This is a genomic window from Agromyces sp. Y575 (assembly GCF_059445445.1).
In genome coordinates, this window is sequence record NZ_JCAIUI010000002.1 from 1,164,252 (window position 1) to 1,180,910 (window position 16,659).

General features: G+C 69.6%; 19 protein-coding genes. 15 read left to right on the forward strand and 4 right to left on the reverse strand.

Annotation, left to right across the window (positions count from 1 at the left end; translation table 11 throughout):
- Window positions 1-82 precede the first annotated feature (82 nt).
- Entirely contained in the window at window positions 83-1,483 is a 1,401-nt protein-coding gene (lpdA, locus tag AC1C2U_RS11580) for a dihydrolipoyl dehydrogenase (protein ID WP_495361882.1), read from the reverse strand.
- 144 nt (window positions 1,484-1,627) lie between these two features.
- Between lpdA and AC1C2U_RS11585 the strand changes: the two genes are divergently transcribed.
- Window positions 1,628-1,756 carry a hypothetical protein gene (locus AC1C2U_RS11585; RefSeq protein WP_495361883.1) on the forward strand — a complete coding sequence of 43 codons (129 nt, stop codon included), beginning with the start codon at window positions 1,628-1,630 and terminating at the stop codon, window positions 1,754-1,756.
- Window positions 1,757-1,771: 15 nt separating this feature from the next.
- Here the strand turns inward: AC1C2U_RS11585 and AC1C2U_RS11590 are convergent, their stop codons facing one another.
- Complete coding sequence (locus AC1C2U_RS11590) at window positions 1,772-2,485, reverse strand: DUF402 domain-containing protein (protein WP_495361884.1); 714 nt, start codon at window positions 2,483-2,485, stop codon at window positions 1,772-1,774.
- A 109-nt stretch (window positions 2,486-2,594) separates the two neighbouring features.
- Between AC1C2U_RS11590 and AC1C2U_RS11595 the strand changes: the two genes are divergently transcribed.
- The 8 genes from AC1C2U_RS11595 to AC1C2U_RS11630 all read left to right on the forward strand — a co-directional run bounded on the left by AC1C2U_RS11595 (window position 2,595) and on the right by AC1C2U_RS11630 (window position 8,401).
- Complete coding sequence (locus AC1C2U_RS11595) at window positions 2,595-2,954, forward strand: GntR family transcriptional regulator (protein WP_495353233.1); 360 nt, start codon at window positions 2,595-2,597, stop codon at window positions 2,952-2,954.
- The gene (locus tag AC1C2U_RS11600; protein ID WP_495361885.1) at window positions 2,951-3,859 is read left to right on the forward strand and encodes an ABC transporter ATP-binding protein; all 909 of its coding nucleotides are present in this window, start codon (window positions 2,951-2,953) and stop codon (window positions 3,857-3,859) included. The genes AC1C2U_RS11595 and AC1C2U_RS11600 overlap by 4 nt, the downstream gene beginning before the upstream one ends.
- Window positions 3,856-4,626: a hypothetical protein gene (locus tag AC1C2U_RS11605; protein ID WP_495361886.1), complete on the forward strand. Its 771-nt coding sequence runs from the start codon at window positions 3,856-3,858 to the stop codon at window positions 4,624-4,626. Before AC1C2U_RS11600 ends, AC1C2U_RS11605 begins: the two co-directional genes overlap by 4 nt.
- A 161-nt stretch (window positions 4,627-4,787) precedes the next feature.
- Window positions 4,788-5,480, forward strand: coding sequence for an ABC transporter ATP-binding protein (locus tag AC1C2U_RS11610; protein WP_495361887.1), 693 nt, complete (start codon window positions 4,788-4,790; stop codon window positions 5,478-5,480).
- A 64-nt stretch (window positions 5,481-5,544) separates the two neighbouring features.
- Window positions 5,545-6,870, forward strand: coding sequence for an FtsX-like permease family protein (locus AC1C2U_RS11615; RefSeq protein WP_495361888.1), 1,326 nt, complete (start codon window positions 5,545-5,547; stop codon window positions 6,868-6,870).
- Between the two features lie 66 nt (window positions 6,871-6,936).
- A complete protein-coding gene (locus AC1C2U_RS11620; protein WP_495361889.1) occupies window positions 6,937-7,278 on the forward strand; it encodes a chorismate mutase in 342 nt (113 codons plus the stop codon).
- Between the two features lie 47 nt (window positions 7,279-7,325).
- A complete protein-coding gene (locus AC1C2U_RS11625) occupies window positions 7,326-8,210 on the forward strand; it encodes an SDR family NAD(P)-dependent oxidoreductase (RefSeq protein ID WP_495361890.1) in 885 nt (294 codons plus the stop codon).
- Window positions 8,207-8,401, forward strand: a complete 195-nt coding sequence (locus AC1C2U_RS11630) for a hypothetical protein (RefSeq protein WP_495361891.1) — start codon at window positions 8,207-8,209, stop codon at window positions 8,399-8,401. The genes AC1C2U_RS11625 and AC1C2U_RS11630 overlap by 4 nt, the downstream gene beginning before the upstream one ends.
- A 57-nt stretch (window positions 8,402-8,458) precedes the next feature.
- Here AC1C2U_RS11630 and AC1C2U_RS11635 read toward each other — a convergent pair whose 3' ends face one another.
- On the reverse strand, window positions 8,459-8,929 hold the full coding sequence (locus tag AC1C2U_RS11635) for an OsmC family protein (protein WP_495361892.1): 471 nt from the start codon (window positions 8,927-8,929) through the stop codon (window positions 8,459-8,461).
- Window positions 8,926-9,558: a GntR family transcriptional regulator gene (locus AC1C2U_RS11640; protein ID WP_495361893.1), complete on the reverse strand. Its 633-nt coding sequence runs from the start codon at window positions 9,556-9,558 to the stop codon at window positions 8,926-8,928. The genes AC1C2U_RS11635 and AC1C2U_RS11640 overlap by 4 nt, the downstream gene beginning before the upstream one ends.
- A 181-nt stretch (window positions 9,559-9,739) precedes the next feature.
- Between AC1C2U_RS11640 and AC1C2U_RS11645 the strand changes: the two genes are divergently transcribed.
- From AC1C2U_RS11645 to AC1C2U_RS11670, 6 genes are all read left to right on the forward strand, one after another.
- Complete coding sequence (locus AC1C2U_RS11645) at window positions 9,740-10,669, forward strand: phosphate/phosphite/phosphonate ABC transporter substrate-binding protein (protein ID WP_495361894.1); 930 nt, start codon at window positions 9,740-9,742, stop codon at window positions 10,667-10,669.
- Between the two features lie 64 nt (window positions 10,670-10,733).
- Window positions 10,734-11,606 carry a phosphonate ABC transporter ATP-binding protein gene (gene phnC, locus AC1C2U_RS11650; protein ID WP_495361988.1) on the forward strand — a complete coding sequence of 291 codons (873 nt, stop codon included), beginning with the start codon at window positions 10,734-10,736 and terminating at the stop codon, window positions 11,604-11,606.
- Complete coding sequence (locus AC1C2U_RS11655; RefSeq protein ID WP_495361895.1) at window positions 11,603-13,408, forward strand: ABC transporter permease subunit; 1,806 nt, start codon at window positions 11,603-11,605, stop codon at window positions 13,406-13,408. The genes phnC and AC1C2U_RS11655 overlap by 4 nt, the downstream gene beginning before the upstream one ends.
- Window positions 13,405-14,622 carry a TIGR03364 family FAD-dependent oxidoreductase gene (locus AC1C2U_RS11660; protein WP_495361896.1) on the forward strand — a complete coding sequence of 406 codons (1,218 nt, stop codon included), beginning with the start codon at window positions 13,405-13,407 and terminating at the stop codon, window positions 14,620-14,622. Before AC1C2U_RS11655 ends, AC1C2U_RS11660 begins: the two co-directional genes overlap by 4 nt.
- On the forward strand, window positions 14,619-15,461 hold the full coding sequence (locus AC1C2U_RS11665; RefSeq protein WP_495361897.1) for a phosphonatase-like hydrolase: 843 nt from the start codon (window positions 14,619-14,621) through the stop codon (window positions 15,459-15,461). Before AC1C2U_RS11660 ends, AC1C2U_RS11665 begins: the two co-directional genes overlap by 4 nt.
- A 10-nt stretch (window positions 15,462-15,471) precedes the next feature.
- Window positions 15,472-16,629: an alcohol dehydrogenase catalytic domain-containing protein gene (locus AC1C2U_RS11670; protein ID WP_495361898.1), complete on the forward strand. Its 1,158-nt coding sequence runs from the start codon at window positions 15,472-15,474 to the stop codon at window positions 16,627-16,629.
- Window positions 16,630-16,659 lie beyond the last annotated feature (30 nt).

A 16,659-nucleotide genomic window follows, 5' to 3' on the forward strand; every position in this document is an offset into this window, starting at 1 on the left:
TGCCCATGCCGTGTCGAACGAACAGGCGGGGGCGGATGTCGCAACGTGATGTTGCGGCATCCGCCCCCGTTGTCGCGTGAGGTCACATGTTGATCATGTGGCCGGCGAGGCCGTGGTACGCCTCCTGCAGCGCCTCGGAGAGCGTCGGGTGCGTGTGCACGTTGCGGGCGAGCTCGAGGGCGCCGAGGTCCCACTTCTGCGCGAGGGTCAGCTCTGGCAGCAGCTCCGAGACATCCGGACCGATGAGATGCCCGCCGAGCAACTCGAGGTACTTCGCGTCGGCGACGAGCTTGACGAAGCCGACGGGCTCGCCGAGCCCGTTCGCCTTACCGTTGGCGCTGAACGGGAACTTCGCGACGACCACGTCGTAGCCCTCGTCGCGGGCCTGCTGCTCGGTGAGGCCGAAGCTCGCGATCTGCGGCTGGCAGAACGTGGCGCGCGGCATCATGCGGTAGTCGCCGAGTTCCATGGTCTCGGCGTCGCCGATCGTCTCGGCCGCGACGACGCCCTGCGCCTCGGCGACGTGGGCGAGCATGAGCTTCGCGGTGACGTCGCCGATGGCGTAGATGTGCGGCACGTTCGTGCGCATGCGCTCGTCGATCGCGATGGCGCCGCGCTCGGTGAGCGCTACGCCCGCCTGCTCGAGGCCGAAGCCCTCGACGTTCGGCGCGAACCCGACCGAGATGAGCGCGCGGTCGACCTGCAGGCTTCCGGCGTCGCCGTTCGCGCCCGTGTACGAGACGGTGACGGATGCCCCGTCGTCGACGACCGACTCCACCTTCGTCGACGTGAGGATCGGCACTCCGAGATTGCGGTACTGGCGGGTGATCTCCTTCGAGACTTCGACGTCTTCATTCGGCAGCGCCCGGTCGAGGAACTCGATGACCGTGACCTCGACCCCGTAGTTGCGCAGCACGTAGGCGAACTCCATGCCGATCGCGCCGGCGCCGACGATCGCGATCGAGCGCGGCAGTTCGCGGGTGAGGATCTGCGACTCGTAGGTGACGACGTTCTCGCTCAGTTCGACGCCCGGCAGCAGCCGCACGCGTGAACCGGTCGCGATGATGGCGTTCGCGAAGGTGAGCTGCTCGGCCTGGCCGTCGGCCCTCGCGACGTCGATCGCGTTCGGGCCCGTGAACGTTCCGCGCCCGTCGACCTCGGTGATGCCGTTCTTCTTCATGAGGAAGTGCACGCCCTTGACGTGCTTCTCTGACACCTGGCGGCTGCGGTCGAACGCGACGCCGTAATCGAAGTGCGCCTCGCCCGAGATGCCGAACGCCGCAGCCTGGTCGTGGAAGATGTGCGCGAGCTCGGCGTTGCGCAGCAGCGCCTTCGAGGGGATGCAGCCGATGTTGAGGCACACACCGCCCCAGTATCTCTCTTCGATCACGGCGACGCTGAGACCGAGTTGGGCGGCGCGAATCGCGGCGACGTAGCCGCCCGGGCCCGCGCCGAGGACGACGACATCGAAATGGCTGGTCATTCCGTCAGCCTATGCGCGCCGCACCGCGGAGCGGGAGGGGGAATCGAGGCCAGCGGATGCCGCGGCGGCCGTCCTTCGGCGGATTCCGGACAAGCACCCCGGCAGTCGCGTCGGGGCGTCGGCGGTCGAGCATACGCTCGATCGGTGAGCACCGACCAGCACGCCACCGTAGCTGCACTCGCCCCGAAGCGCACCGGTCGGTTGTCGACGTGGCCGCAGTTCCTCGGCATGGGCGTCGTCTGCGGCCGACGCCGCGTTCTCGCTCCGTGCTGACGCCGCAGGTGACTCTCAGTGCAGCCGGCGCCAGTCCGCCGGCATCGGAACCGCACCCCATGCCTCGTCGGGGGCCCAAGGTGTCCAGTCGGCGTCGAATGGCCAGGCTGCGCCGCGCGCGATCGAGGTGAGCTCCTCGCCGGCCATGCGAGCGCGTTCGGCGTCGGTGATCGCCATTGCGCCGACCTCGACGAGCCATGCCAGTTCGTCCTCGTCCTTGTAGTCGACCTCCCAGGGCCCGCCGACCGGGTCGCCCACGCCGACGACGTCGAGAGTCCAGTCCTCTGTGTCGAATCCGACGGCGGAGCGGCGCCACGGCTCCTCGAGGTTGCCGTACCAGACGCTGGTCCAGTCACGGCCGTCGTGCCAGCGCCACACCGACCACGGCTCGCCGTGTCGGTGCACCCGCACCACCGCGTCGCCGTTCCAGTTGCGCTCGAGGTGCGTGCCGTTCCACTCGTCTGGCAACACGAGGCGGCGGTTCGGCCCCGCTCCCCGGCCCGCCCTGGCGCGCACCGCGGAACCGGGCGGCGTGCAGATGACGGTCAGCTCGTCGGAGTCCGTGACCACGATGCCGGCGACCGCGAACCCGACGATGGTGCCGTGACTTCCGTATTGGTGGACGCCGCGGATCGCGACGCGCCTGCCGCGCTCGAACGGAGTGGGCTCGCTCGCATGCGGGTGGGGCGCATGCGGCGCGTCCTCGGTTGTGTGGTCGAGGTACGTCATTCCGGGAGCCTAGCGATGCGAGGGCTTGACAGCGGCTCGTAGACATGGTTGGTTAGTTACACAAGTAATGAACCAACCAAGGTTCGACACGCAAAGCAGACGGGCGGGTATGGACGAATCGCGTCCGATCTTCATCCAGATCGCTGAACAGGTCGAGAACGACATCATCGACGGGACGCTGCCGGAAGGCAGCCAGATCCCCTCCACGAACGAGTTCGCCGCCTTTCTGCGAGTCAACCCGGCCACAGCACTGAAAGGGGTGAATCGCCTTGTCGACGACGGAATCGTGGAGAAGCGAAGGGGTATCGGCATGTTCGTAACCGAGGGAGCCCGAGCGCGGCTCGTCGAGCGTCGCCGGGCCGATTTCGCCACCGAGTACATCAGACCTCTCATCATCGAAGCCGAGAAGCTCGGCATCGACATCAACGAACTCGCGGGCCTCCTCCGCGCAGAAAGGATCGAATCATGACCCGCACCGTGGTGCACGCCACCGGGCTGACCAAACGCTACGGCTCGTTCACCGCCGTCGACGCGGCCGACTTCTCGCTCGAGGAGAACCGCATCTACGGGCTGCTCGGCCGCAACGGCGCAGGCAAGACCACGATCATGCAGCTGCTCACCGGTCAGCTGTTCGCGAATGCGGGTCGGCTCGAGGTCTTCGGTCGCGAGCCGGCCGAGCACGCCGACGTGCTGCGCCAGATGTGCTTCATCGCCGAGTCGCAGCGCTACCCAGACGACTTCAGCCCGGCGCACGTCTTCAAGGCGGCACCGTGGTTCTTCGAGAACTGGGATGCCGCGTTCGCCGAGCGCCTCGTCGCCGACTTCCGTCTCCCGGTGAAGCGCCGCATCAAGAAGCTCTCGCGCGGCCAGCTCTCCGCGGTCGGCGTCATCGTCGGCCTGGCCTCGCGGGCGCCGATCACCTTCTTCGACGAGCCGTACCTCGGCCTCGACGCGGTGGCACGCCACATCTTCTACGACCGCCTGCTCGCGGACTACGCCGAGCACCCGCGCACCATCGTGCTCTCGACCCACCTGATCGACGAGGTCGCGAACCTCCTCGAGCACGTCATCCTCATCGATCAGGGCAAGATCCTCTTCGATCGGGATGCCGACGAGCTGCGAGGGTCGGCCACGACCGTCGCGGGTCCGCGGGCCGCGGTCGAATCGTTCGTGGCCGACCGGCCCGTCATCGGTCGCGAGGGCATCGGCGGACTTGCATCCGCCACCATCGACGGTCGCCTCGACCAGGGCGAGCGCATCAGGGCTGCCGAGCTCGGACTCGAGCTCGCGCCCGTCTCGCTCCAGCAGCTCATCATCCACATGACCGGCACCGACCTGAGTGCCGATTCGACCGATCAGGAGGTCGCAGCATGACCGCCGTCACCGCCGCACCCGTCGTGCGCACCGAGGCCCGCTCACGGGCCCACGAGATCTGGCGCATCGTGCGCCTGCACGCCGTCAACCCATCGGTCTTCTTCGGGGTGCCGTGGATCATCCTTGGCACTGCATGGGCGATCTCGCTCATCATCACGCTCATCATCCGGGCAGCCTCGGGCGGCAACGTGACCGCCGAGGACATGGAGGGTATGCGCTACAGCTGGGCGGTGCTCTCGCCGCAGTGGTACCTCGTCGTCGTCGGCGTGCAGGCGATCGGGCTCACCTTCTCGTTCGCCCTCGGCTTCGGGGTGACCCGCCGCGACTTCTGGCTCGGCACGAGCGTCATGTTCGTGCTCGTCTCCGTCATGTTCGCCGTCGCGATCGCGACGCTCGTGCAGATCGAGATCGCGACGAGCGGCTGGGGCCTCAACGCGCACATGTTCGATGCGCTCTGGTACGGGCAGAACTGGTTCGTCGACCTCTACACGGCCTTCTCTCTGCAGCTCATGGTGCTCTTCGTCGGAGCAAGCGTCACGACCGTGTACATGCGGTGGCGCATGAAGGGCATGCTGATCCTCGTCTTCAGCGCCATCGTACTGTTGCTCGCCGCGATCGCGACCATCACCCTGAGCCAGTCGTGGCCGGCGGTCGTCGCCTGGTTCGTCAGCATCGGACTCGTCGGCGTGTTCAGCATCTTGCTCGGCCTCGCAGCGGTGTTCGCGGTCACCGGGTACCTCGTGATCCGGCGGGCGACACCCCGCTGAGTTCACGAGTGCGGGTCGAGCCTGCCGAAACCTCTGGGGGATCGGCTGGTTTCGGCAGGCTCAACCCGCCAGGGCGTCATCCGGGAGGATGACGCCCTTCGTCGTCGAATGCGACTTCCGCCCGACGCGCCGCCCCGGCCCACCCCGGCAGGCTCGAGGGTATGAGTTCCTTCGTGATCGAGGCATCCGGCCTCAGCAAGTCATTCGGCCAGACGCACGCGCTCGCTGGCATCGACCTTCAGGTGCGCACCGGGGAGGCGCTCGCCATCATGGGGGCCTCCGGGTCGGGCAAGACCACGCTGCTGCACTGCCTCGCGGGCATCACCCGCCCCGACGCCGGCACGGTCGGCTTCCAGTCCGGCGCCGGGCGCGTCGATGTGACGGCGCTCAGCGAGCGCGAGCGTTCCCGACTGCGCCGGGAGGCGTACGGGTTCGTCTTCCAGCAGGGGCTCCTCATCCCGGAGCTCACGGCGGTCGAGAACGTCGCGCTCGCACTCATGCTGAACGGCATGCCGCGCGCTCGCGCCGAGGAGTACGGCCGCGGGTGGCTCGCGGCGCTCGGACTCGCCGGCATGGAGGATCGCCGCATCGGCCAGCTCTCGGGCGGCCAGGCGCAGCGCGTCGCCATCGCGCGGGCGCAGGTCACCGGGGCATCCGTCGTCTTCGCCGACGAACCGACCGGCGCACTCGACTCGACCACCTCGGCCGAGGTCATGCAGGCGCTGCTCGACTCGACCACGGGCCAGGGCCGCACCCTCGTGCTCGTCACGCACGACGCGGATGTCGCGGGCCGCTGCTCGCGCATCGTGGACATGCGCGACGGTCGCATCGTTGGCGAGCGGGTTCCCGCATGAACGCCCGCATCGTGGACATGCGCGACGGTCGCATCGTCGGCGAGCGGGTGCCGGGGGTGACGGCATGATCGCCCGCGTCGCGTGGCTGCTCGCCCGGCCCGGCACTGCCGGTGCGGCCGCCAGCCTCCTGCCCATCACCGCGTTCGCGATCGTGACGGCACTGCTGCTCACCGTGCTCGGCGGCGCCCAGTCGTTCTGGACCGACACCGGTGAGAACGTCACCTACCAGGCCCTCGCCGTCGTCGCCCTCGTGCTGCTCGTCGTTCCGCTCGCCTCGCTCGGCGGGGCGGCCGCGCGGCTCTCGGCGCGCCGACGGGACGACCGGCTCGCGACGCTGCGGCTCCTCGGCGCGACTCCCGCGACGGTGTCGGCGCTCGCCGTGATCGAGTCGGTCGTGCTCGCCGTCGCCGGCGCCCTCGCCGGCGTAGTGCTCTACTTCGCGCTCGTGCCGTTGATCGCACTCATCCCGTTCCGCGGTGAGGCGCTCGGGGTCGACGGCGTGCTGCTTGCCCCCTTGATGATCGCAGGGGTCGTGCTCGGGGTGGCCCTGCTCGCCATCGTGAGCGCCTTGCTCGGCCTCCGCCAGGTCGTCATCTCACCGCTCGGCGTGCGCACGAAGCAGGACGCCCCGAAGCTGCACTGGCTGCGCATCGTGATCGGGGTCGCGGTCATCGCGATCGCCTTCCTCATGATGGCCGCGCTGCAGGTGGCCGGCTCGGCGTTGCTCATCCTCGCGATGCTCGGCGCCGCGTTCGGTGGCACGGTCGCGGTGCTGAACCTCATCGGACCTTGGGTGATCCGCCTCGTCGCACAGTCCCAGATGCGACGCGCGAAGGCCCCGGCACGACTGCTCGCGGCTCGTACCGTGCTCGAATCGCCGAAGGCCGCGTGGCGGCAGGTCTCGGGGGTCGCGATGACGAGTTTCATGGCCGTGTTCGCCGGTACCGGGACCGCGCTGCTGAGTTCGTTCAGCGCGGGCGCCGACACCGGTGACGTGGAGCTCATGCACCTGATCGACGACCTCCGCACGGGCATCTTCATCGTCGTCATCGGCTCGTTCCTCATGGTCGCGTGCTCGGTCGGCGTGAACCAGGCCGCCGGCATCCTCGATCGCGGCGAGCTGTACCGCTCGCTCGGGATGCTCGGCATGCCGACGCAGACGATGGACGCGGCCCGCCGCCGCGCCGTCATGTCGCCGCTGCGAATCACGGCGATCGGCTCCGCGGTGACCGCGGCCGTCGTGATGCTGCCGCTCACGAGCCTCACGATCATCCTCGCCCCGTTGTCGCTCGCGGTCATCGCCGGCGTGCTCGCCGCCGGCATCGGCGTCGTGTGGCTGGGCCTGCTCGCGACGAAGCCGATGCTCGAGAGGGCGGCCGTCGCGGGGTGACGAGCGCGCGACGCGAGCCGCCGAGACCGGGATGCCCGGGAGCGCGACCGCCGCTACGCTCGAAGCATGACTGACGGGTCCATCGACGAACGTGATGCCGCGATGAGCGAGCTCCTCGGCATCCGTTCGAGCATCGACAACATCGACGCCGCCCTCATCCACCTGCTCGCCGAACGGTTCAAGTTCACGCAGCAGGTCGGCCGTCTGAAGGCGACGCACGGGCTGCCGCCGAGCGACCCCGACCGGGAACGGCGCCAGATCGCACGGCTCCGCGGCCTCGCGATCGACGCGCACCTCGACCCCGCGTTCGCTGAAAAGTGGTTCAACTTCGTCGTCGCCGAGGTGATCCAGCATCATGAGGAGCTGGCGAACGGTGCGGGCGCGGCCGGCACGGCTGAGGAACTGTGAGCTGGTACCCGACTCGGCTCCCGTCACAGGCCGGCAAACGGTACCTCGTGACCGGTGCATCGGCAGACCTCGGGTTCTTCACGGCGGCTCGGCTCGCGGGTGCTGGCGCTCATGTCGTGCTCGTCGGGCACGACCCCGAGCGGCTCGGGGCGGCCATGGCCGCGATCCACGGCGCGCGCCCCGAGGCATCCGTCGAACCGCTCGTCATCGACATGGCCTCCCTCGATTCGGTGGGCGACGGTGCAGCACAGCTGGTGCAGCACCCGCCGTTCGACGGCGTCGTCACCAACGCGGGCATGGTGCGCGCGCCCGGCGCGCGCCTCGAGTCGCCCGACGGCAACGAGCTCGTGCTCGCGACGAACGTGCTCGGCCATTTCGCCCTGCTGGCCCGGCTGTTGCCGCGCCTCGCCCAGGGTGCGCGCATTGTCGCGGTCGGTTCGCTGAGGAGCCGGGTCTCGACGTTCCGGGTCGACGACCTGCAGCTGACCCGCGGTTACGACCCCTGGCGTGCGTATGCGCAGTCGAAGATCGCGATGCAGGTGCTCGCCTTCGAGCTCGACCGGCGGCTCAGGGCAGCGACGGTGCCCACTCGAGCGGCGCCGGCGTCGAGCCTCGTCGCGTACCCCGGTTACTCGATCAGCGTGCGCACCCCGATCGTGCCCGGGGTCAACGAGACGACGGCCGACGACCGGTTCGCCGACGCGCTGCCGGTGCCGTGGGCGCAGGGCAAGCACCGCGGTGCCGAGCCGACGCTGCATGCCCTCACCGCCCCTGACGTCGAGGGCGGCCAGTTCTGGGGTCCGCGCTTCGCGACGAAGGGCCCGCCGACCCTGCAGGTGCCGACCCGCACGTCGACGGATGCCACGATCGGCGCGCGCTTCTGGGTCGTCGCCGAACACGCCACGCGTATGACGTTCACCGTCGGGGGATGAGCCCCGACAAGCCGCGGCCCGGCCTCTTCGCCCGGCCGCGGGTGCGGAGAGTGCTCTCGCGCAGCGCGGTGGTCGTCGGCATCCTGCTCGCCGCGTTCGGCGTGATCGCCGGGCGCTACGGGTTTCTCTTCGCCGGCATCATCGTGGTGGGGCTCGGCGCGGCGATGGGCCCTGGGCGCATCCGGCGCTGATCTTCGACGATGTCAGGCTGATTTCACCCAACTCGGGGATGTCGCTGACGCCGCAACTCAGGCGGTCAGCGTCGTCGCTTCGTGCAGCACCGGGAAGTTCACCGAGCGCGCGATGAAGCAGTAGTCGCCGATGCGCTCGTGCAGTTCGTTCGCGAGCTGCAGGTCGCTGCCCGCAGCGATCGTGACCCGCGGACGCAGGGTGACTTCACTGAACTGTCCGCTGCCGCCCGGTTCTTCGAGCATCGTGCCGGTCGGGGCATCCGTGTAGTCACTGACGACGACGCCGGCGCCTGCGGCGAGGGCGAGATACCAGAGCATGTGGCACTGTGCGAGCGAGGCGACGAGCAGCTGCTCGGGGTTCCAGCGTTCCGGGTCGCCGCGGAACGACGGGTCGGAGGAGCCTGCGATCGGCGGAAGGCCGTCGGCTGTGACGTCGTGGTTGCGACCGTACGCGCGATGCGCCGAAGTGCCGGTGCCGAGGTTGCCGGTCCAGCGCAGGCCGATCTCGTAGCGGTGGGTCGTGGTCATTCCGGGCTCCGTTCGGTGGCGATGCGGCTGGTGGTGAGGGCGTGGGCTGCGGCGGCCGCCCGCGCGCCGTCGGCATCGCCGGCGACGATGAGCGTGAGGATGCCGCGGTGCTCGTCGTGAACGGACACAACACGCTCGCGTTCGCCAAGCCGGTGGCGCGTCGAGACGACGATCTGGTCCCAGTAGCGGTCGAGCGTCGCGACGATGACAGTGTTGCCGGCGAGCTCGGCGATGTGCTGGTGGAAGCGGCGATTGCGCTCGGTCGCTGCAGGCAGGTCGCCGCTGCGCGTGAGCGCGTCCGTGTCATCGGCGATGGCTTCGAGTTCGGCGAGACGGGCGGGCGCAAGTTCGCCGCGGCGCACGAGGGTCGCGAGAGCGGATGCCGCGTGGCCGTCGAGCAGGGCACGGGCCTCGTACAACTCGGCGAGCTCCGCGGCGTCGCGCAAGTGCACCCGAACACCGCGGCCCTGCGCGACGACGAGTCCGTCAGCTTCGAGCCGCTGCAACGCCTCGCGCACGGGGGTTCTGCTCACGTCGAGCCGTTCGGCCAGCGATGACTCGCTGAACCTCGTCGTGCTGTCGAGTGCGCCGGCGAGCACGAGCTCCCGCAGTTCGCTGTAGACCGTCATGCCGAGAATTATTGCATGCAATAACAGATATTGCATCCATTCGAAGTGGTGCTCACGCGCCGCGCGGGGTTCACCTTCCGGTAACCACGTCGTCTCCCGGCGTTGGCGGCCGCTGCCTACCGTGGGCCAACGGAACACAGCATGCGCCCGCCTCGGGCGCAGCGGTCACGAAAGGTTTCCGATGAGACTCAACACCAAGGCCTGGCCCGCGATCGCGGCGGCGGCCCTCCTCGCTGCCGGCCTCGCCGCCTGTTCTTCGCCCTCCGCGGCCGATGACACCGCAGCGGATGCCTCGGGCGACGTGAGCTTCGCGGTCGACGAGAACACCCTCGTGTTCGGCGTCGTGCCCGACTCGGTCGACACCGAGACGAACTACCAGCCGCTCATGGACTACATCGCGCAGGAGACCGGCAAGACGGTCGAGTACCACGAATCCACCGACTACGCGGCGCTCATCGAGGCTGCGGTCGCCGGCAAGATCGACGTCGCCTCCTTCTCGGGCTTCACCTACGTGACCGCGACGAACAACGGCGCCACCCTCACCCCGATCTCCTCGATCATCACGGATGAGGGCCAGGAGCCCGGATACTTCTCGCAGGCGATCGTGCCCGTGGGCAGCGACATCACCGACCTCGCCGGCTTCAAGGGCAAGAAGGTCTGCTTCGTCGACCCGTCGTCGACGTCGGGCTACCTCTTCCCGAGCTACAACCTGTTGAACGAGGGCATCGACCCCGAGACCGACGTCACGCCCGTGTTCGCGGGCAAGCACGACGTCTCGGTCACCAAGACCGGTGAGGGTGTCGAGTGCGAGGCGGGCTTCGCGGAGGACAGCGAAGTCGAGAAGAGCGACAAGGTCGAGGTCATCGCCGAGACCATGGTGCCCGGTGCGCCGATCGTCATCTCGAACACGCTTCCCGAAGAGCTGAAGACCCAGCTCACCGAGATCCTCAGCGAGGTCACGATCGACGACATCATCGCCGCGGGCATCGAGAGCGCCGACACCGACGCGTTCCGGAGCGTCTTCTTCGCGACGTCGCCGGTCGACGACGCGTACTACGACACGATCCGCGACATCTGCGAGCAGACGAACGCGGAGCAGTGCCAGGGCTGACGCCCGGCACCTGACCCACGGTCGAAGAACTGCACGGAACCGGAACACGGAGCACCGCATGAGCATGCCAGTCGGCAACGAGGATCGAGTCGTCATCGACGTGACCGCACTCACGAAGGAGTTCGGCCGCACCGTGGCGCTGCAGGGGGCGTCGCTCACGGTCGCGAGAGGCGAGATCGTGGTGCTCCTCGGGCTGTCCGGTTCGGGCAAGTCGACGTTGCTGCGGCACCTCGACGGTCTCGAGACGCCGACCGCAGGTTCCGTGCGAGTGCTCAGCCAGGAGGTGCCGCGCCTCTCGGGGCGGCGCCTCCGGGCCCTGCGCAGTCGTATCGGCTTCGTCTTCCAGCAGTTCGAGCTCGTGCCCTCGCTCACGGTGCTCGAGAACGTGCTCACGGGTGCGCTCGCCGAGCTGCGCGGGCCGCGTCTCGGGCTCTGGAGCTACCCGCGGCGCCTGAAGCTCGCGGCGCTCGGTCATCTCGACCGCGTCGGCCTGCTCGACCGCGCGTACCAGCGCGCCGATACCCTCTCTGGTGGTCAGCAGCAGCGCGTCGCGATCGCGCGCGCCCTCATGCAAGGCCCCGAGATCCTGCTCGCCGATGAGCCCGTCGCCTCACTCGACCCAGAGTCGAGCGGGCAGGTCATGTCTCTCATTCGCGAGATCGCGATGGACGCGGGCCTGACGGTCGTCTGCAGCCTGCACCAGGTCGACCTCGCGCTCTCGTGGGGCGACCGCATCGTGGGCCTCCGGCACGGCGAGGTCGTGCTCGACACCCCCGCCGAGGGGCTCTCGAAGGCCGAGGTCATGGAGATCTACGGTCGCGTCGCGACGTCGACGACCGAGCTCGAGGCCATCGAGACCGAGCTTGCGGATGCCGCGGCCGACGCCGACGCCGTCGCCGAAGACGCAGCCCTGGCCGAGGGCGCGCTGCGATCGTGACGACGCTCGCAGCGCCGCAGTCGCCACCTCCGCCGCACGCCGCGGCGACGCAGACCTCGATCACCGAGCGGGCCCCGCGCCGCCGGGTCTCGCCGGAGCGGATCGCGGCGACGCTCACGCTCGGCGCGATCGTCGTGGCATCCGTCGTCGCGCTCGCCGACTCGGGCATCTCGATCCCGAGCATGGTCGAGAGCTGGGGCAACGCCGAGCGGTTCTTCGTCCGCGTCGGCATCCTCACGTTCCCCGAGCCGGGGGAACTCCTCTACCTGACCGCACTCACCGTCGGGCTCGTACTCTGCGGCACGCTGTTCGCCGCCGTCATCTCGGTGCCCGTCGCCTACCTCGCGGCCTCGAACACGACACCGGGTCGGGGCTGGCAGGCCTTCGGCCGCTTCCTCGGCGTCTTCACGCGGGCAGTGCCCGACGTCGTGCTCGCGATGGTGTTCGTGCTCATGTTCTCGCTCGGGTCGCTGCCCGGCATCCTGGCGATCGGCATCCACTCGATCGGCATGATCTCCAAGCTCTTCGCCGACGCCATCGAGCAGATCGACGAGGGGCCGCGCCTGGCGATCCGTGCTGCGGGCGGCTCGAAACTGCAGGAGTTCACGAGCGGAATCCTGCCGCAAGTGCTGCCGTCGTGGGTCGCGACGGTGCTGCACCGCAATGACATCAACCTGCGCGGCTCGGTCGTGCTCGGCTACGTCGGCGTCGTCGGCCTCGGCATGGAGATGTCGTTCGCGTTCAAGTCGCTGAACTACTCAGAGGGCCTCGGCATCGCGCTCGTCATGTTCGCGCTGTGCGTCGTGATGGAGATCGTCTCGAGCGTCGTGCGCCAGGCGATGCTCGGCGGCGTGCCGACGGGGCGCGGCATCGGCGATCGGGTCGTGCGCGGGGTTGGTCGAGCAGTCGCCGGTCGTGCAACTGCTGGTCGAGGAGCGAGCGCCAGCGAGCGTATCGAGACCGCCTCGGCAGGTCTCGATACGCCTCCTTCGTCGGCTACTCGACCAACGATTGCGGCCGCCCTTCGCCGCCCGTGGGATGCTGTGCGCATCCGCAACACCGCCTGGGGCTGGGTCACGCTCGCGGTCGTCCTGGGCAGTGTGCTCGTCTGCAACGTCCAGTGGGGTGACCTCATCACGTTCTGGGCGAAGGTGCCGGCGATCGCCGCGGCGTTCTGGCCGCCGAGTTTCGGCAACTACGACGCGGCCACGATGTTCGGCGCGATGGCGCAGACGATCGGCATCGCGCTCGCCGCGACCCTGCTCTCGTTCGTCCTGTCGGTCTTCATCGGCTCGCTCGCAGCGCGGAACGTCGCGCCGAACGGTACCGTGCGCGGCTCGATGCGGTTGCTGCTCGTGGTGATCCGCGGCATCCCCGAGGTGATTCTCGCGATCGTGCTCATCGTCATCACCGGACTCGGTACGCAAGCCGGCACGCTCGCGCTCGCCTTCGGTGGCATCGGACTGCTCGGCAAGCTCATCGCCGACTCCTTCGAAGAGGTCAAGCCAGGCCCCGAGCGTGCGTTGCGAGCGACCGGTGCGAGCCGCGGTCAGGTCTACGCGTCGGCGACCGTGCCGCAGGGCACCCGGGCGCTCATCGGGCACAGCTTTTATCTGCTCGACACGAACATCCGGGCGGCCACGATCCTCGGCATCGTGGGTGGTGGCGGCGTCGGCTACTACCTGCTGAACGCCGGCCAGGGTTCGAACTACGCGGTCGTCACGGCGATCGTGCTGATGATCCTCGTGACGGTGCTCATCGTGGAGGGCATCGCCATGTGGATGCGGCGGGTGTTCCGATGAACACGAGCCCGATGAACACGAGCCCGATGAACAGTGCAGGCTTCGACGTCGCCGTCGTCGGCTCGGGCATCATCGGCCTCGGTGCAGCGCTCGCCGCGCACCGGCGCGGGCAGCGGGTCGTCGTGATCGAGCGGGGCAGCGAGGCATCCGGGGCATCCGTGCGCAATTTCGGTCACTTGTGCTTCACACCGCAGGTCGGCCTCGCCCGTGAGTTCGCGCTCGCGTCACGCGAACTGTGGCTCGGCCTCTCGCGGGATGCGGGGGTGTGGCTGCGCGAGTCGGGCACGTTCGTCGCCGCGCGTCGTGACGACGAGCTCGCGGTGCTGCGCGAGTTCGCCGGCGTGCGCGGCGCCGGCGAGGTCGAACTCCTCTCGGCAGCCGACACCGATGCGCGGATGCCGCTGGCCCCGGGCACAGCCGTCGGCGGCGCGTTCCTCCCGCTCGACCTGCAGGCGAACCCGCGTCAGGCCGTCGCCGCGCTCTCCGCACACCTCGAACGCGAGGGAGTGGAGTTCCGTCGCCGCACCGCGGTCGGTGGTGTGCGGCCCGGCCGGGTCGACACGAGTCGGGGCCGCATCGACGCCGACCGCGTCATCGTCGCGGTCAACCACGACATCGACCTGCTCTACCCCGAGGTCGCCGAACGGCACGGCATCGTGCGCTGCGCACTCGACATGCTGCGCGTCTCGGCGCCGCTGCGGATGCCACTGGCCGCACCGCTCCTGACCGGGTGGTCGCTCGTTCGGTACGGCGCGTTCTCGGCCGGGCCAGCGGCATCCGCACTGCGCGAGAGACTGCACGCCGAACAACCCGCACTGGCCGCGCTCGACCTCAACCAGATGTACACGCAACTGCCCGACGGCACCCTCATCGTGGGCGACACGCACGCTCGCGGCGCGACCGCGTCGCCGTTCCAGAGCGAGTTCGCGTTCGAGTCGCTCATCGAGGTGACCCGGGAACTCTTCGGCATCGACTCGCTGCGTGTCGTCGAGCGCTGGCAGGGCGTCTACGCAAGCGGGCCCGACGGCTTCCTCATCGAGGAGGTCGAACCCGGCGTGCACCTCGCCGCCGCGACGACCGGCATCGGCATGACGACGGGGCTCGGCCTCGCCGATCACGTCGTCGAGAGATTCTCCGGCGAATCGCCGGCAACGGGTGAGCGGGCATCGACCGCGGCACCCGCCACGACCACCCTGCAGAAAGGCGCATCATGACCACGAACCCGCCCGTCGGCCTGTCCGACGACGAACTCGCCGAGCTCGACGAACTGGCCGAACTCGGCGAGGCGGCGGCCGATCTCGAAGCCGATGACCTGGAGCGCGAGCTCGAGCACGACCTCGATGCCGACGACCTCGACGACGAGTTCGACGACGACGCCATCGAGCTCATCGTGCTCGACATGGCCGGCACGACCGTCGTCGACGACGGCATCGTCGAGCGGGCCTTCGTGCTCGCCGCCGAGCGCACCGGCATCGTGCCCGACGACGAGTTCGACACGGCGCTCGAGTACGTGCGCGACACCATGGGGCAGTCGAAGATCGAGGTCTTCCGCGTGCTCACCGACGGCGACGAAGATGCCGCGCAACGGGCGAATACGGCGTTCGAGGGTGCGTACGCCGAGCTCGTCGCGAGCGAGGGAGTCGCCGAGATCGAGGGCGCCGCCGACGTCATCAGGGAGTTGCGCGAGGCTGGGGCATCCGTTGCGCTCACGACCGGCTTCGCTGCCGCCACCCGTGACGCGATCATCGACTCGCTCGGCTGGCACAGCCTCGCCGACCTCGTGCTGTCACCGTCCGATGCGGGCCGCGGCCGGCCGTACCCCGACCTGCCGCTCACGGCGCTGCTGCGCACCGGGGCGTCGGCCGTCGACTCGATCGTCGTCGTCGGCGACACCGTGAGCGACATCGAGTCGGGCGTGAACGCCGGCGCGGGCCTCGTCGTCGGCGTGCTGACCGGCGCACACGACCGCGACGCGCTCGCCGCGGCCGGTGCCGACGCCATCATCGACAGCATCGCCGAACTGCCCGCGCTGCTCGGCCTGCGCGGGGAGTAGGCGAGTGTCGATGCACACCGTCGTGCGGGTCGGCGAACTCGACGTGATCGTGAAACCCTCCCCGGTCGCAATGGTCTGGAACGAGCCGGGGCGACCGCACGATGCGCTCGCCGCACCCGGCGTGCGGCTCGCTGAGGGCGAAGCCCTCGTCGAGGTCGAGCTCGCGACGATCTGCGGCTCCGACGTGCACACGGTGCGGGGTCATCGCGCCGCGCCTGCCCCTCTCGTGCTCGGGCACGAGCAGGTCGGTCGCGTCGTCGCCGTCGGCGAGGGCGCGATCAGCGCCGACGGGGTGCCGCTCGAACTCGGCGACCGTGTCGTCTGGTCGGTCACCGTCAGCTGCGGGGACTGCGATCGGTGCCGCCGCGGCCTCACGCAGAAGTGCCGCTCGCTCGCCAAGTACGGGCACGAACGCGTGCACCGCGGATGGGAGCTCTCCGGCGGATTCGCCACGCACGTGCAGCTGCGCGCCGGCACGGCGACGGTGCGGGTGAGCGAGACGCTGCCCGCCTCGGTGGCGGCGCCCGCTTCGTGCGCGACGGCGACGGCCGTGGCGGCGCTCGACGCGGCATCCGCTCGGGTCGATCTCAACGGCGCACTCATGCTCGTGACCGGGGCGGGAATGATCGGCCTCACGGTCGCAGCGATGGCGATCGAAGCGGATGCCGAGGTCATCGTCTCCGATCCGGATGCCGCGCGGCGTGCGTTCGCCCGCAGCCTCGGCGCCGTCGCCGTCGACCCGGCAGCGCGCGGCGCTTCGCCCGAACGGCTGCACTCCGCGTTGGACCGCTTCGCGGCGCGCGGGATGCCCGAAGTGCTCGTGGCGATCGAGGCCTCCGGATCCGCCGCCGCGGTGCGCACCGTCGTCGAGACCATCGGGGTCGGCGGCGTCGCCGTGCTCGTCGGCAGCGTCTCGCCCGGGTCGGAGGTGAGTCTCGATTCCGAGTCGCTCGTGCGCCGGCTCGTGACGATCACCGGGGTGCACAACTACGCGGCCCCGCAGCTCGTGCGCGCCGTCGAGTTCCTCGAGCGGTCGTGGCGGGAGTTGCCCCTCGACGAACTCGTGGGCGCGACGCATCCGCTCACCGAACTCGACCTCGCCATCGACGAAGCCGCGACCGGCCTGCATGTGCGGGTCGGGGTGGCGCCGGGCCGCCGGCCCGTGTGAGCTGCACCCGTGGTTTCGGTCCGTCGCGAT

Bases quoted from the DNA above. Each gene is read 5' to 3' on its own strand.
- lpdA (WP_495361882.1), bottom strand. From the start codon at position 1,483: ATGACCAGCCATTTCGATGTCGTCGTCCTCGGCGCGGGCCCGGGCGGC.
- AC1C2U_RS11590 (WP_495361884.1), bottom strand. From the start codon at position 2,485: ATGACGTACCTCGACCACACAACCGAGGACGCGCCGCATGCGCCCCAC.
- AC1C2U_RS11595 (WP_495353233.1), top strand. From the start codon at position 2,595: ATGGACGAATCGCGTCCGATCTTCATCCAGATCGCTGAACAGGTCGAG.
- AC1C2U_RS11600 (WP_495361885.1), top strand. From the start codon at position 2,951: ATGACCCGCACCGTGGTGCACGCCACCGGGCTGACCAAACGCTACGGC.
- AC1C2U_RS11605 (WP_495361886.1), top strand. From the start codon at position 3,856: ATGACCGCCGTCACCGCCGCACCCGTCGTGCGCACCGAGGCCCGCTCA.
- AC1C2U_RS11610 (WP_495361887.1), top strand. From the start codon at position 4,788: ATGAGTTCCTTCGTGATCGAGGCATCCGGCCTCAGCAAGTCATTCGGC.
- AC1C2U_RS11615 (WP_495361888.1), top strand. From the start codon at position 5,545: ATGATCGCCCGCGTCGCGTGGCTGCTCGCCCGGCCCGGCACTGCCGGT.
- AC1C2U_RS11620 (WP_495361889.1), top strand. From the start codon at position 6,937: ATGACTGACGGGTCCATCGACGAACGTGATGCCGCGATGAGCGAGCTC.
- AC1C2U_RS11630 (WP_495361891.1), top strand. From the start codon at position 8,207: ATGAGCCCCGACAAGCCGCGGCCCGGCCTCTTCGCCCGGCCGCGGGTG.
- AC1C2U_RS11635 (WP_495361892.1), bottom strand. From the start codon at position 8,929: ATGACCACGACCCACCGCTACGAGATCGGCCTGCGCTGGACCGGCAAC.
- AC1C2U_RS11640 (WP_495361893.1), bottom strand. From the start codon at position 9,558: ATGACGGTCTACAGCGAACTGCGGGAGCTCGTGCTCGCCGGCGCACTC.
- AC1C2U_RS11645 (WP_495361894.1), top strand. From the start codon at position 9,740: ATGAGACTCAACACCAAGGCCTGGCCCGCGATCGCGGCGGCGGCCCTC.
- phnC (WP_495361988.1), top strand. From the start codon at position 10,734: ATGCCAGTCGGCAACGAGGATCGAGTCGTCATCGACGTGACCGCACTC.
- AC1C2U_RS11660 (WP_495361896.1), top strand. From the start codon at position 13,405: ATGAACACGAGCCCGATGAACACGAGCCCGATGAACAGTGCAGGCTTC.
- AC1C2U_RS11665 (WP_495361897.1), top strand. From the start codon at position 14,619: ATGACCACGAACCCGCCCGTCGGCCTGTCCGACGACGAACTCGCCGAG.
- AC1C2U_RS11670 (WP_495361898.1), top strand. From the start codon at position 15,472: ATGCACACCGTCGTGCGGGTCGGCGAACTCGACGTGATCGTGAAACCC.